The 15,607-nt window shown below is 39.4% G+C and carries 11 protein-coding genes; 7 read left to right on the top strand and 4 right to left on the bottom strand.

Going from position 1 to position 15,607, the window contains the following annotated elements; all coding sequences use genetic code 11:
- The first annotated feature begins 87 nt into the window (after positions 1-87).
- Both ACY2A0_RS16935 and ACY2A0_RS16940 read left to right on the top strand, forming a co-directional pair.
- A complete protein-coding gene (locus tag ACY2A0_RS16935) occupies positions 88-1,020 on the top strand; it encodes a phosphodiester glycosidase family protein (RefSeq protein WP_461791711.1) in 933 nt (310 codons plus the stop codon).
- Between the two features lie 20 nt (positions 1,021-1,040).
- The gene (locus ACY2A0_RS16940) at positions 1,041-1,949 is read left to right on the top strand and encodes a sugar phosphate isomerase/epimerase family protein (protein WP_461790561.1); all 909 of its coding nucleotides are present in this window, start codon (positions 1,041-1,043) and stop codon (positions 1,947-1,949) included.
- A 170-nt stretch (positions 1,950-2,119) separates the two neighbouring features.
- Here ACY2A0_RS16940 and ACY2A0_RS16945 read toward each other — a convergent pair whose 3' ends face one another.
- Both ACY2A0_RS16945 and ACY2A0_RS16950 read right to left on the bottom strand, forming a co-directional pair.
- Positions 2,120-5,845, bottom strand: coding sequence for an ATP-binding protein (locus ACY2A0_RS16945; RefSeq protein ID WP_461790562.1), 3,726 nt, complete (start codon positions 5,843-5,845; stop codon positions 2,120-2,122).
- 236 nt (positions 5,846-6,081) lie between these two features.
- Positions 6,082-6,255, bottom strand: coding sequence for a YtxH domain-containing protein (locus tag ACY2A0_RS16950; protein ID WP_461790563.1), 174 nt, complete (start codon positions 6,253-6,255; stop codon positions 6,082-6,084).
- Between the two features lie 114 nt (positions 6,256-6,369).
- On the opposite strand from ACY2A0_RS16950, the gene ACY2A0_RS16955 reads away from it, so the two are divergent.
- A complete protein-coding gene (locus ACY2A0_RS16955; RefSeq protein WP_461790564.1) occupies positions 6,370-7,353 on the top strand; it encodes an SDR family NAD(P)-dependent oxidoreductase in 984 nt (327 codons plus the stop codon).
- Between the two features lie 150 nt (positions 7,354-7,503).
- A complete protein-coding gene (locus tag ACY2A0_RS16960) occupies positions 7,504-8,772 on the top strand; it encodes a sensor histidine kinase (RefSeq protein ID WP_461790565.1) in 1,269 nt (422 codons plus the stop codon).
- Between the two features lie 19 nt (positions 8,773-8,791).
- Here the strand turns inward: ACY2A0_RS16960 and ACY2A0_RS16965 are convergent, their stop codons facing one another.
- Positions 8,792-9,661, bottom strand: coding sequence for an AraC family transcriptional regulator (locus ACY2A0_RS16965; protein WP_461790566.1), 870 nt, complete (start codon positions 9,659-9,661; stop codon positions 8,792-8,794).
- 290 nt (positions 9,662-9,951) lie between these two features.
- Between ACY2A0_RS16965 and ACY2A0_RS16970 the strand changes: the two genes are divergently transcribed.
- Complete coding sequence (locus ACY2A0_RS16970; RefSeq protein ID WP_461790567.1) at positions 9,952-11,574, top strand: fucose isomerase; 1,623 nt, start codon at positions 9,952-9,954, stop codon at positions 11,572-11,574.
- A complete protein-coding gene (locus ACY2A0_RS16975) occupies positions 11,575-13,209 on the top strand; it encodes a ribulokinase (protein WP_461790568.1) in 1,635 nt (544 codons plus the stop codon).
- A gap of 65 nt (positions 13,210-13,274) precedes the next feature.
- Here ACY2A0_RS16975 and ACY2A0_RS16980 read toward each other — a convergent pair whose 3' ends face one another.
- Entirely contained in the window at positions 13,275-13,574 is a 300-nt protein-coding gene (locus ACY2A0_RS16980) for a hypothetical protein (protein WP_461790569.1), read from the bottom strand.
- 238 nt (positions 13,575-13,812) lie between these two features.
- Here ACY2A0_RS16980 and ACY2A0_RS16985 point away from each other — a divergent pair, with 238 nt between their 5' ends.
- Complete coding sequence (locus ACY2A0_RS16985) at positions 13,813-15,573, top strand: hypothetical protein (protein WP_461790570.1); 1,761 nt, start codon at positions 13,813-13,815, stop codon at positions 15,571-15,573.
- The last annotated feature ends 34 nt before the right edge of the window (positions 15,574-15,607 follow it).

Here is a 15,607-nt window from a genome sequence, read left to right on the forward strand (position 1 = left end):
ACTACCCTTACACGAAGGGTAGCTCTTTTATTTTACGGACAGTTTTAAAGTAATGAGTTAATTACCATTAGATAAATAAATAATAAAATGAGGAATATTAAAAGTGGGCTGTTGATTTGTTTAAGTGCATTGGCTCTCGGTTGTACAGCTCAAAAAAGGCAAGCGAGTTCAAATACTGCTGAACTTTTGGATCGGAAGGATTGGAAAATTGATACGCTTAGAAGGGATGTGATCTGGTACCATTTCAATTCCGCAACTGATTCGGAATTTGCCAACCAAAACGTAAATGTAGTAAGCTTCGATCCCAAAGCCAAATTAGGCAAAGCGGTACTGGTTTATAACAAAGAAAAGGATTCGCTTTCTGATTTTGCTAACAAGATTTCTGGTGCAGTTGCAGGTATAAATGCCACTTATTTTATTGAAAAGAAGGATTCAGCCGACTACATGCATTTGCGTTTAAAAGGAGTGGATATCCAGCAGGTGAAAGTGCCCAGAACCAGCATTTACTGGTGGAAACACCAAGGTATGATGACTTTTAATAACGAAGGAACGCAATTCGATATACAATTTTCCCCAACAGATTTTGCCAAAGTAAAGTCGGAAAATATCATTACTGGAGCGCCTATGCTAATTGATAATTATCAACCTGTTGGTTTAACATTTGCAGATACTACTGGCTTAAAATTGGATCTTAAAAAACTGCATTACGAACATTACCTGAAGCACCAAGGTGTACGCCATCCACGTACAGCCGTTGCGGTCACTAAAGATGGAAAATTACTTCTCATTACCGTCGACGGCAGAAATGCTTCGGCTAAGGGAATGTCTGCAAAGGAATTAACGAGCTTTTTGGTGCGCTACTTCAATCCAAAATCTGCCATGAATATAGATGGTGGAGGTTCTACCATGATGTGGATCAATGGTCAGGTGCCTAACGGAATTGTTAACTATCCAACGGATAACAAGAAATTTGATCACTATGGGCAGCGTAAAGTGGAAACTGCTTTATTTATTAAATGATTATAGCTAAGCAAAAACACATGTTCAAACTTCGAAAGTTAATTTTAATACCATTTACGGTTCTTTTATTTGTGACTACAGCGTATGCGCAAAAGTATAAAGTTGGTATTTCAATTGGCGCTAATTCATTAACTAAAAAGAAATTACAGCAGCTTAGCGATGCTGGCATTGATTGTGTTGAAACTGGACTTACACCATACATCAACAAAGACTCGTTGACCTTCACTTTGGATGATGCCGAAATGATGAAGAAAATGCGTGAATTAAAGCAGGCTGCTACTGAAACTGGAGTGGAAATATGGTCGATTCATATGCCTTACGGGAAAGAAATAGATATTTCGTTTGTAGATGAAGCTCGCAGACAAAAAGTTGTTGCTTTTCATCAGCAGGTGCTAAAGTACGTGGCGGTATTAAAACCGAAAATTATCTTGTTTCATCCTAGCTACTATTTGTCATTGAATCAAAGAGATGCACATATCCAACAGCTGATAAAATCTGTGGGGGAATTGAATAAAGATGTGAAAGCTATAAAATCCACCATGGTAGTTGAAAATATGTTGGGTCCAGCGCTTTTGGTAGCTAAGGGAAATCAAGAACGACCTCTAATGAGATCGGTAGAAGAGTGTCTAGCTATTTTCAAGTTATTACCCGATGATGTTTATGCTGCGGTGGATTTAAATCATATTGCCGAGCCCGAAACACTGTTGCTAGCATTAGGTAAAAGAGTTAAAACACTTCACGTAGCCGATGGTGATGGTCAGGCGGAAAGACATTACTTTCCATGCGATGGTAAAGGACAGAACGATTGGAAAGCTATTTTTAATGCTTTAAAAGCTATTCAGTACCAAGGACCTTTTATGTATGAAAGTACGACTAAGGAGTTGTCAGGTTATCGCGAGTGTTACGATAAATTATTGAAAATGAATTGACTTTACGTAGGAGTGTTACAGTATTGCTTTTTCACTGACTGGTTGAAGTTCAACATCTAAGTTTCCATTCGACACCGTTTCAATTTTGATAGTTAAAGCGCATCAAGTTTTTATACTAGATGCGCTTTTTTAGTTTGAATTGGCTAATTGAGATAGTTTTAAGTCGCTTATTAAACCTGTAAGTTTAATTCAACTTCCTTAGCTAATGGAAGAGATACGTGAAAGGTTGAACCAATGCCCAATTCGCTTTCGGCCCATATTTTTCCATCATGTCTTTTGATAATTTCAGCAGAAAGATAAAGGCCAATTCCGAAACCAGAGATCTGCTTGTTGTCTTTGTTGTCTACCCTGAAAAATCTGTCAAATAACTTCGCTAATTCGTCCTTTGCAATTCCTTTTCCTTGATCGGCAACGCCGAAATAAACATTTCCATCAGCTTGAAAACAACTCATGGTTATTGTTGAGCCAGCAGGAGAATACTTCACTGCATTTCCTAATAAATTGGTCAACACTGTTCCAATTTTATCACGATCGGCAATTAGAAAAACTTTATCAGTAGGCTCAAATACAAATTGATGTCCCTGTTGTCCGTAGGCACTCACTTCTCTAATAATTTCGCTCATTAAATCATTAGCGTCAAAAGTACTTTGCTGCAAATGTATTTTACCTGAATCTAATCGCGATACATTTAGGAAGCCATTGATAAGTGTACTCATTTTACCAACTTGGTCAAGTAGCTTAGTTGAAGTTGTTGCGGTAAAATCGTCTTCATTTTTATCCGCTTTAAGCTTCATGAGCTGCGCATAGCCTTTCATAGAAGTAAGCGGGGTTTTCAATTCGTGGCTAACCATCGCAATAAAGTCGTTTTTACGTTGGTCATCCTCTTTCTGTTCGGAGATATCAAGTATGGTTCCGATAGTTCCAGTAACTTCGCCGGCTTCATCCAGCTCTACCTTGCCGGTAGTGTTCAACCACTTGTATTGGTCTGTACCCCAAACTTTTATTCGGTAATCTTCGTTAAAAAAACCTTTAGTTTGATTTGCCTTTTCAATTGCTTCCAATACACGTTCTTTATCTTCCGGCACAATTAACTCAGCGGCCTCGTAGTAGCTAAACTCTAAATCATCAGGTATGCCGTGTATACGTTTTGCGTTATCGGATATATGAAGCTCGTTAGTATCGATTTTTGCCCTCCAAATACCCATTCCAGCGGTATCTACTGCGAGTTGCAAGGTGCCAGTGACTTTCTCTAGCGTCTTACGGGCATTCACTTGCGAACTAATGTCGGAAGCAACAGCCATCATTCCGTTGATTCTGCCTTGTTCATCTCTAAGGGGTTCTACCGTTAAATTAATGTAAATGGTTTCCATCTGGCCGTAGCGCAGCAGCTGAACTGCTAATTCTCCAGATATGAAACGTTCTCCAGTGGAATATACCTTGTCCATGATTTCTCTAAAGCCCTGCCGATCAAGTTCTGGCAAGGCTTTAAAAAGACTTTTATTGGTCACTTCTACAGCAGTACGACCCCAATATTCAAGCATCCTAGCATTAGCTAGTTCAATGATATGTTCGGGACCGCGATAGATAGCAATGGCTACCGGAGCTTCGATAAATACACTACGTAAATGTGCTTCGGTTTTGCCCCTCGTAGCGCTAATTTTTAACTGAGCTTTAATTTTAGTGATTAGCTCAACGGCAGAGAAAGGTTTTACTAAATAGTCGTCGGCACCTGATTCAAATCCATCAATTTTGGATTCTTCACCAGCTCTGGCTGATAGCAATATTACCGGTGTGCTAAAAATTTCTTCTCTTGACCTAAGCTCGCGTAAGAACTGCTTGCCATCCATTACCGGCATCATCACATCGCTCAATACCAAATGTGGTTTTAGCTCAGTTACCCGTTCAAGGGCTTGCTCACCGTTTTCTGCAGTAAACACAGTGAAATGAGGAGATAGCAAACGTACCAGATATTCCCGCATGTCACGGTTGTCATCAACTACTAATAATTTAAGTTCTTCGGAATCTTCAGTTTTTTCGTGCTCAATTTTGGATATGCTTTCGTGCTGTTCACTTGAGCTATTGTGTAATAAACTTGTCGCCTCATTTAAAAACGCACCTCTTAGGTCGGCAGAACCAGCGATATCAATTGTTTCTAAAACTTGTTCTTGTGGAAGATGTGCCTTACCCAGAGGTATTTCAACGGTAAAGGTGCTTCCGATATCTTTTGTGCTCTCTACACTGATTTTACCACCGTGTAATTGCACTAACTCGTTAACCAGTGATAGTCCAATGCCGGTACCCTCGTGTGTACGTCCGGCAGAGTTTTGTACCCTATGAAATCGTTCGAACATGTGCGGGAGCTCTTTTTCTGGAATACCTACACCTGTGTCGGCTATTTGTAAGATCAATTTTTGGTCCCTTTGGAACAATTTGACTTCGATACTACCTTGCAAAGTATATTTAAAAGCGTTAGACAAAAGATTCAGTACAATCTTTTCCCACATTTGTCTGTCAACATAAGCTTGGCCGTCAATACACTGGCAATCAACCACCAGCTTCATCTCTGCTTTTTCAATGATCGATCTGAAACTACTAGCTAAATCTGTGGTAAGCTCCGTTAAATTTAAAGGCTGATAACTGGCTTGGATGCGTCCCGCTTCAACTCTGCTATAATCCAATAAGTTATTTACCAATTTTAGCAGGCGAATAGCATTTCGGTGAGCAGAATCAACTGAATCACGCATGGAATCGGGCAAAGATTGTGCAGCTTGCAAATCTTCCAAAGGTCCCAACATTAGCGTTAAAGGAGTGCGGAATTCATGACTTACATTACTGAAAAATGCTGTTTTAGATCGATCTATTGCTGCTAGCGCTTCCGCTCGCTTTTGTTCTTGTTCGTAGGCATACACATTGGAAACTGCTGTATTGTAGGTGTTGCCAAGCAAATCGTAAAAACCTAAATAAGCTTGATCAAGTGCACGTCTTGCGCTAACTCCGGCTACCAAAAAACCAAAAGGTGTTTCTTGGCCCGGAATATGGATAGGAACAAGTACGGCTGAGTGTGGTGTTTCTGGATAGGGTTCGCAAGAAAACTCCCCAAATCTATCCTCTAAGTCGGTAACAACAAGCGCCTCCTTCTTACCGATTAGTTGCTTAAGCGGCCAATCGCCATTATTGTTTTGAGATAAATCTATTGATGATACTGCTAATTGACAAGCCTGTTCCGTACCGGCGCTGCCAATTAATCTGGCGCTCTCTTCAGTTGCTTCATATTTATAGAGAAGAATAAAAGGTAAGTCAATCAAAAACTCTTGATATTTATCTTGAGTTTCCGAAGCAATGTCTTCGATGCTTTTTGCCTTACCAATTGCTGCTCCAAGTTCCCTAAGCACTTGAGTGCGACGGGCACTGAGCATCTTATCAGTTGTTTCCGTAATTGGATGAAATATGCCGCCAACGCCGCCGCTTTCATCTCTAATAGGAGCAAAAGAAAAAGTCATAAATGCTTCTTCCAAATAGCCATAGCGCTGTAAAAACATCCGCTGATCGTGAATGTAAGTTCCCTCACCTTGCTGGCCGCGGGTAAATTTATCGCCAACTACTTCTAATGCTGATTCCCAACAAACACGAAAGTTCATTCCCATTGACGCGGGATGCATTGCTCCGCATATCGGTCTGTAACTATCGTTGTAAATTTGGATGGTTTCTGGTCCCCAAGCAATTAAAATAGGGAAGGTAGAGGAAAGACAGAGGCTCACCGAAGTTCTTAAACTCTGGGGCCAGCTTTCTATAGGTCCCAGTGGAGTTTTCGACCAGTCCATCGTTCGGATCAATTTCCCCATTTCCCCCCCGCCAGAGAGGAACTGTTCGGTCGATTCGGCTGCAAGTAAATTCATCTTTTTCCTAAAGAGGTAAATATAGACTTAATTTCCCTAAATAGAGCTATAGGTTGTAGTTGTAACGGTTTTAATGCAGTGTGTTTTCGATCAATGAGAAAGAAATAGTTTAATGCGTTTTGGTTGCTCAATGTTGAGAGGATATGCGTTGCGGAGATATATCGATGACTAGGAAGTAGTTTTGCGTGTAAATAAGGAGACGGTCAACCCATCTCCTTAATGTTTAATGTCGTTTGTTAAACCGTTCTGGTTTTGAAATCGTTAGCTGCTGATCTCGCTTTTTCCATCCACTCCGGAGCTTTTTCTTTGATCTCATCCAACTTTGTTCTTCCAAACATATCTTTCTTTGTTAGATATTTCACTGCGCCGTATACCGCGGCACCAATGAGTGCTGTTCTTATAATTCCCATATCAATTCTTTTTATTTGTTAACACCCGTAATTGGTTTTGGTTTGATAAACCTTAATCTCATTTCTATAATCAAACTTTTCTAAGTGATGGATGTTCAACAATAAAATAGTGTGATGGAAGAAACAAATTTATTATTGGCATTAAAGGGAAAAACAGTAGTAATAACTGGCGCTTCTAGTGGTGTAGGCTTGGCTACGGCAGAGGCATTCTCAACCTACGGATGTAAAGTAGTGTTAGCTGCAAGGGGAGAGGAAGGTTTAAAAATCGCTGCGCAACGATGTGCTGCTTTAGGGGCTTCGGTTTTGCAAGTTTCAACGGATGTTTCTGAATATGCGGCTGTGCAGCAGTTGCTTGCCCAGGCTATAGCTTTTGGAGGTAAGGTGGATTATTGGATAAATAATGCCGGAGTAATGGCTAGCGGCCGTTTTGAAGAAATTCCTATAGAGGTGAGCCATCAGGTTGTAAAAACTAACTTGATTGGCTACTTAAACTGCGCTCACGCGGTGCTTCCAGTTTTTAAGCAGCAAAAATTTGGTGTATTGGTAAATAATGTTTCTATCGGCGGATTTATGCCTGCGCCGTATAGCGCTGTTTACTCTGCCACTAAATTTGGTATTAAAGGAATGATGGAATGTCTGCAAGGCGAAATTTCTGCTGAAGAAAATATCCATATCTGTAACCTTTATCCCCAAATACAGCGCTCCACTGGTAACATGCACTCTGCCAAATATTCGGGACTTGATTTTAAAGTTCCTCCATTGGCTGCAGATCCAAAAGATACCGCACATCAATTACTAAAATTGGCGGTATTTCCTAAAAAAGATAAGTTTCCTGATTTCAGTTCGTGGGCAATTAAAACAATACATGATTTGTTCCCTAAAATAGTTGTTAATACTGCTTCGGCAGGAATGCGGTTGATGATGAAGCTCAAAAATGCGGATCCAAATGGAGGCAATGTACTTCAGCCCTCTAGATATCCGCACCGCATTTATGGTGATGCCATGATTTCCACACCCTCTAGGACAACAAAAAAGGCGCTGGGATTTGGCTTGTTGCTTGGCATGGCTGTAGTAATGTTAACCAATAGAAAAAGCTAACAATCAGTGATACAGCTGATGACAGGACGCTCTATTTACAACTTATTTGTTTAAAAAAGCCTGCGATTTGCCTATCTTTATCGTCGAGTAAATAATTGTCATCCAAATTGGAGCAGGTGATTATAGGCCTCAATATTAAAATAAATCAGTTTGTTGTTGTTAAAATTTTGGGAACGCCTAAGAGGACCTAGTGCTGAATTTCCCTTGGAAAAAAGGATATTGAACTCAGGTGGCCTGTTTTCTATGTGCACCTTGCTGATTTTTGTGCTGTATGATTCGTATGTAGTGGTAATTCCCGAACTAGCCATAGTTTCATTTATTGCTTTTTTACTACAGCTTTTTCTTTACTATCAATCACGCTTTAAAAGAAACTTTGCTATTGCTCGTTATGGCTTCACTTTTTTAAGTTACATTTTTTTGGTCGTTAACTATTATTACGGAGCTGGCATCGACGGACCGTTACTTTTCAGCTTTTTCTTGAGCTTAATTGTAATCATTTTCATCCATCATAAGCATCGATATATCTACTTGCTGCTTCACATCTTAGTCATTTGTAGTTTGTTGTACTTTGAGTATAGATACGGAGTTCCAAAAGTTTATGGTAATAAATCTGAACGCTTTTTAGATATCGCCTGCATTATTGCAATCATGCTTTCTCTCACCTACATATTAGTTGGTGGCGTAATAAGAAGCTATAATAAAGAACGACGATTGGCCCGCGAACGTGCTGAGGCGCTTCAACTGTTGCACCAAGAAAATAATAGGCTGTTTTCCATCATTTCTCATGATTTGCGAACACCTCTTAACAGTATACAAGGTTATTTGGAACTGCTCAGAAATCATTCACTTAAAGAAATGGATAAGTCCATGTTGGAAGGGCAGTTGCTGGAATTGACTAATGGTACGTCGGAATTTTTGGGAAATTTGTTGGCTTGGTCAAAATCGCAGCTGGAAGGCACAAAAGTCAATTTGGTAACTATCGATTTTAACACACTTTTAGATGGCGTACTTTCCTCTGTTTGTCCGCTTGCTACGAAAAAGCAAGTCCAAATTAAAAAGGAGATTTTAACTGATCAACTTTTTGCAGATTTGGAGATGACGAGAATTGTGTTACGTAATTTGCTCACTAACGCCATCAAGTACAGTAAAACGGATAGCGAGGTAACGATTAAGAGTTGGCAGGACAAGAAAAATTTTATTTTATCTGTGCAGGATTTCGGAGTGGGGATAGCCAAAGATAAACAGGCTTTTATTTTCAAGCATCAGGCACAGAGCATTCCAGGTACTGCCAACGAATTGGGCGTTGGTTTAGGACTGGTGTTGTGTGCCGATTTTATCGCTTTACAAAATGGCAAAATATGGTTTGAAAGTGAACTAGGTAAAGGCACTACTTTTTTTGTTTCTTTCCCTGCCATATAATGTGTTGTTGTTAGCTATATCATTCAGCTAAATACTTACGTTTATATTCCAGCGGTGTAATCCCGGTCACCTTTTTAAAATGCCTGTAAAAGTTAGAGACATTGTTAAATCCGCATTGATAGCAGATCATATTTGTAGGATGCTTATCCTCAACTAGTAAACGGCAAGCATGACTTACCCTAATTTCGATTAAAAAATCATAGTAGGTTTTCTTGGTCATCTGTTTAAAATACCTACAAAATGATGTTACACTTAGGTTGCTTATCGAAGCTACCTCATGTAAATTAATTTCCTTTTTAAAATTGGTAAGTGTGTAGTTGTAAACCTTATTCAGTCTAATCACATCCGATTCGTCTGATTGGTATTGCACGTGCCCGGGATTCAAAACCGTATAATCATCTGCTTCTGCCAAAAGTTTTAAGATAGAGAGTAGGACAATTAACCTATCTAAGTTCTCTGTATCTTTAGCTTGAAGCATTAGTTTCGCCAATTTATCCCGATTTTCACCCTTTAAAAGCATTCCTTTTTTTGCTTTATCAAAAAGCTTAGGGATCAAGTAAGCTTCAGGTAGGTTTAAGATATCTTTCCCTAAACAGTCGGGCAAAAAATGGATCACTATCGCTTCTACCTCTTGATTAGGGTTGTTTTGAAAATATTCATCGCTGCAACGCCAAGTATGCGGTAGATTTTCTCCTAGCAGAATGATCTCTCCCGAAGCGAAATTGCTGATATTATTTCCAATAAACCTAACGCCTTCTCCACGGATTACGTAATGTAGTTCCAACTCTGGATGGTAGTGCCAAATTTTCCCGAAATTTTCTTGAATATCATGTCTGATACTGAAAGAATTTTGTAAGCCTACAGGTACTTTATGAAAATGAGGTTTCATAACTGTTCAAGATATTTGGTTAAATATTCCTTAATTATAGCTAAATATTTTCGGATAATGCCAAAAACAATGTTTATCATGGTAACATCCTATAATAAATTGGCAATAACACAGAACAAACGTCTTAGCTCAAGCAGCATATTTGTAAAGTAAACTTATTAAAGCCAAATATATTTCGTGATGGTTTCAACCAAAAATCTAAGCCATATCTCGCTTTGGTTTAAATAAAGTTTCAGCTTTAAGTAGGCATAAAAGCTCATTAGCAGCCGATAACTATTAACAATAAACAAATGAATAAAGAAATTTTTCTGGTGGCCAGTGGCGACTTAAGAATTGCCGCTAATCAAAATTGTTGGGAAACCCAGCACCAAATGGAACTTACGCTAACAGATGTACTTGCTAACTTCGGTTATATCGTTAAAAGGGCACATGCGTATGATCCTATAAAAAAACACGGTTTTATCGATTCTCAGCGCATGGGGATTGAAGTGTTTAAAGGTATAGACAAAGATGCCCCACTTATAGTTGCAGAGAGTGTTTGGCAATACAGCCACCATGTTTTAGCGGGCTTAACTACGCACCGTGGACCAATTTTAACATTAGCCAATTTTAGTGGACAATGGCCTGGCTTGGTTGGCATGCTGAATTTAAATGGCTCTTTAACTAAAGCTAACGTAAAGTATAGTAGTCTTTGGAGTGTTGATTTTAAGGACGAATTCTTCTTGAATAATTTACAAAACTGGCTAAACACCGGAGAAATTAAACATCCGGAAAGCCATGTCGTTTCTTTTTCGTCAGTAAAAATCCCTTCAGCAGATGAACAGTTAGGTCGTGATTTTGCGGCAAAACTGAAGAATGAGAAGGCAATTATGGGTGTTTTTGATGAAGGCTGTATGGGGATGTTTAATGCCATCGTACCTGATGATCTATTACACAGCACTGGAATTTTCAAGGAACGCTTAAGTCAATCTACACTGTATGCTAAAATGCTTACTGTAACTGATGCTGACGCTCAAAAAGTACTGAATTGGCTATTGGAGAAGGGGATGAAGTTTGATTGGGGAACAGATGAGGCTACGGAACTAACTAGGGAGCAAACTTTAACGCAGTGTAAAATGTACATTGCTGCCCTACGTTTGGCCGCTGAATTTGGCTGTGACACCATTGGAATTCAGTATCAGCAAGGTTTGAAAGATTTGGTGCCTGCCAGCGACTTAGTGGAGGGCTTGCTCAATAACCAAGATAGACCACCGGTTTTTGATGATAATGGAAATGAACTTTATGCCGGCGAAGCGCTCCCGCATTTTAACGAAGTAGACGAATGTGCTGGAATAGATGGTTTGCTTACTTACAAATTGTGGCGCCAGCTAGGTATGGCAGCAGAAAATACTTTACACGATTTGCGTTGGGGCGAAAATTTCAAAAATGATCAAATTGATGATTTCGTGTGGGTTTTTGAAATTTCTGGCGCAGCTCCGCCCGCACATCATATTGGTGGATATGCAGGTTCTGACAGTATCCGACAGCCGGCAATGTTTTTTAAACGCGGCGGCGGTTCACTACGAGGTATTGCAAAGCAAGGCAATTTGGTTTGGAGTAGGGTGTACGTAATCAACAATCAGTTGCATTGCGATTTAGGGGTAGGCAAAGCAGTAGCGTTACCTGAGGAAGAAACGCAGAGAAGATGGAACGAAACAAACTATCAATGGCCCATAATGCATGCTACGTTAGACGGCGTATCTCGCGACCAAATGATGGCAAGACACAAAGCGAATCACATACAAGTGGTGTACGCAAACGATGAGGCAAGCGCACACCAAGCTTGTAGAATTAAGGCTGCCGCGATGGAAGAACTCGGAATTACAACCCACTTCTGTGGCACCGTAGATGTTGATGGATCAAAATTTAATTAAATGAGTGCTGAAAAATATGTAATCGGGCTTGATTTTGGTACTGATTCTGTAAGGGCTTTATTGGTAGATACAGCTAATGGTGCTGAAATAGCTTGCGCCGTTAGCATGTATCCAAGATGGGCTCGTGGCCAATTTTGTATCGCTCAGCAATCCCAATTTAGGCAGCACCCTTTAGATTATATAGAGGCAATGCAAGAAGCTGTAACTGGAGTAATTTCTCGAGTGGATAAATCTTTGGTAAACAAAATTATAGCTATAACTATCGATACTACAGGTTCAACACCATGTGCGGTAGATGAATCCGGTACACCTTTGGCGTTGTTACCTGATTTCGAAACTGATCCAGACGCAATGTTTGTCCTTTGGAAAGATCATACTGCACTAAAGGAGGCCGATGAAATCAATGCTTTAGCTAAACACTGGGAAGTAGATTACACCAAATATTCTGGAGGTATGTATTCTTCAGAATGGTTTTGGTCTAAAATACTGCACATCACCAAAAAAAATGCAAAGGTAGCTGCAAAGGCGTTTTCTTGGATGGAGCACTGCGATTGGATGCCGGCTTTACTGACCGGAAACAAGCATGTGCTCAATGTAAAAAGAAGCCGTTGTGCTGCGGGACATAAAGCCATGTGGCATGCTGATTTTAATGGTTTGCCAAGTAAGGAATTTCTTTTGAAACTGCATCCAGCATTAGCTCAACTTAGGGATAGGTTGTATGAAGAAACTTACACTGCTGACCAATCCGTTGGGAATTTATCTCAAGAATGGGCAACGAAACTGGGTTTGCCTATTACGGTTAAAGTAGGTGTTGGTGCTTTAGATGCGCATTTAGGCGCTGTGGGTACCGGTATAGTGGCTTATAGTCTTGTTAAGGTAATGGGTACTTCAACCTGCGATATGGTTGTGGTGCCAACCCAAGAATTTGATGGTTTGGTGAATGGTATCTGTGGACAGGTTGACGGTTCTATCATTCCCGATATGTTAGGAATGGAGGCTGGCCAATCCGCTTTTGGTGATGTATACAGCTGGTTCAGGCAAATCTTGGCGTTTCCTATAAAGGAAATTTTAACCGATGTACTTACAGAAGAGCAAATAAGTCAGGTTAACGACGCTATTTTGCCGCAACTATCTGCCAAAGCAGCTGAGATTCCAGTTACAAAAGATGACTTGGTGGCGTTAGATTGGATCAATGGTCGCAGAACTCCAGATGTAGACCTTAACAAAAAAGGAGCGTTGTTTGGTTTAACCCTAGGCACCAGTGCAGCGCACATTTTTAAAGCTTTGGTAGAAGCTACAGCTTTCGGTTCCAAAGCGATTATGGATAGGTTTATTGATCAGGGAGTGGAGATAAAGCAGGTAATTGCCCTCGGCGGAATCTCGAAAAAATCAGCTTATGTGATGCAAACATTGGCTAACGTGCTAAATGTGCCAATTAAAGTTGCTGCAAGTGAGCAAGCCTGTGCACTTGGTGCTGCAATGTATGCAGCAGTAGTGGGTGGAAGCTATAGCAATATCAACGAAGCGCAAGATGCCATGGGCTCGGGTTTTGATCAAGTCTATTCGCCGCAGGCTGATAAAGTTGGGGTATATCAACAGCTTTATCAACGCTATTTGAAATTAGGGGAGAAGTAATATCGGTCAATCGACAGGTGTATAAAACGCAGTTGCTATTCTTTAAATTGCGACTTTGGAAAACCTTACTTTTGCTCGGATTTCACTGATTTTTTAGCGATGCGTGGCTTAGTTGTTTTCGCATCCTGTTCTTTTGCTTCCACATTATTTGCCGCAATTTGAACTTCATTTACAGGTTTAGCAGTTTTCTCAATTTCTTTAGCAAAGGTAGCCGCTGCTTTTTCAACTAATTTTTTAAGCTTTTTGTTAGGTTCAGCATAAGTTGAAATTAAGTTGGTTAAATCGTTAACTAGTGTGGTTTTTACAGCTTTAAGTGATTGTTTACGATTAGCTTTAAGCTGTGCTTTTTGTTTATTTTTCTTCATGAAAATTACTTTTGCAGCAAAACTAGGGCATTATTGCGTTAAGTGTATATTATCATTTTGTTAACGTTAACTTATACTATTAACATAAAATTGATGTAGCCAATGATCATAGCTAAATTCCAATTACCCACTGCTTAGCAATCCTACAAATAATGACTTAAATCACTTTTTAATGTGACTACATCAAAGAAGAAAGGTAGGTTGTTTAGATAATTTTGGCAAAAACTATCATTCATTTATGCCGCACAAATTTCACATTCCAGTTTTAGGCTTAGGCTTTTCAATAGATACGCCATTAAAAGTTGCACGTTACGGTATTTCATCTGTTGTTTCTATTGTTGATGACGACCTGACTGAAAGGATGCGTAAGTATCACTCACAACTAAATGGAATTTCCTTTCATCCAATCGCTAAAACAGAGGAACGCTTTAGGACTAAGCGAATTACGGCATATCTAAACCTTTTACATGATTTGGTTGATCAGCAGTTCGAAAATTTGAAACGGCAAGATTTTGTTCCAGGCAGTGATTTATGTAGGTATTTCGAACTTTTACCACACACATCACAGTTAAGGCAAGGTTATGAATTGATGATGGAGTATCCCGAAGGTGAAAGCAAAAAGATATTTCGGCAATTGTTACGGTCAAAGATGATTAAGGGAAGTATTGATGTTAATATCATGGCGAAGGTTGATAAACTAAATTTTGTTAAAGGGAAATATCTTGGCGACGATCAAACAGATGCACTTGCAGCGTTAAAGGGATTTGCGGAAAGTAAGCTCGAAGGCGCCGTAGTGTTATCCGCAGGAATGAATCCAAAATTATATAGTTTCATCGAAAGATTTAAGGAGTTTTTTCCTAATGAAAAAGGTGAATTTAATAAGCGTATCATTCTTAAAGTCAGTGATTTTAGATCTGCATTGATTCAATCTAAATTTCTTGCTAAAAAAGGACTTTGGGTGTCCGAATTTCGTATAGAATCAGGTTTAAACTGCGGCGGCCATGCGTTTGCCACCGATGGTTTTTTACTTGGGCCAATATTGGAGGATTTCAAATTTAATCGTTCGGCAATGCAGGCAGAACTTTTTAGTTTATATGAGAATGCATTACAACAAAAACAGCTGGCAGTAAACAAGCTCCCTCAACAGAAAATCACAGTGCAAGGTGGGATAGGTACAGCGGATGAAAATCAATTTTTACTTAAGCATTATCAATTGGATGCCACTGGATGGGGAAGTCCGTTTTTATTGGTGCCTGAAGTTACCAATGTGGATGAGCAAACTTTAAATCAACTTGCTGGTGCAAATCAAGACGACTACTATTTGAGTAATTCCTCTCCTCTGGGTGTACTTTTCAATAATTTTAGGCATGCCAGTATCGAAAAATTGAGACTAAAACGCATAGCTGATGGTAAGCCGGGCAGTCCGTGTACCAAAAAGTATCTATGTAATAATACAGAATTCACCGCAGAACCTATTTGCACTGCATCCAAAAAGTATCAGCAGTTAAAAATTAAGGAGTTAAATGCAGCAAGCCTAACGCCTACAGCATATAACGAAAGGTTTGCGCAAATTACCGAGAAAGTTTGCTTATGTGAAGGTTTATGTACTTCTACCTACATCAAAACTCAGCAGCTTAAACCAAAAGAAAGTACCGCGGTAGCTATTTGTCCAGGGCCAAACTTGGCGTTCTTCAATAGTGTGTATTCATTGGATGAGATGGTCAACCATATTTACGGTAATGCTGATTTGTTGGCGCAAATTGATCGTCCTCACGTTTTTATCAATGAACTTAATTTATATATCGACTATTTAAATACTCAAGTTAAACTTTATTTAAAAGAAGTTAACGATAAGAAAATTAAATATTTGAATTCTTTTAAATTACAGTTAGAACAAGGTGTGAGTTATTACAAAAATTTGTTTAACGACTGGCCAAACGCTGATTTTTTAACGCAGTTATTTGGCGCTGAACAACGACTTTTAAGTATAAAGATTTAAGGTTTTTTTGCACGGGCTTTTTTAAATTACTTAA

This window comes from Pedobacter sp., assembly GCF_965249885.1.
In the GTDB taxonomy this organism is placed as follows: domain Bacteria; phylum Bacteroidota; class Bacteroidia; order Sphingobacteriales; family Sphingobacteriaceae; genus Pedobacter.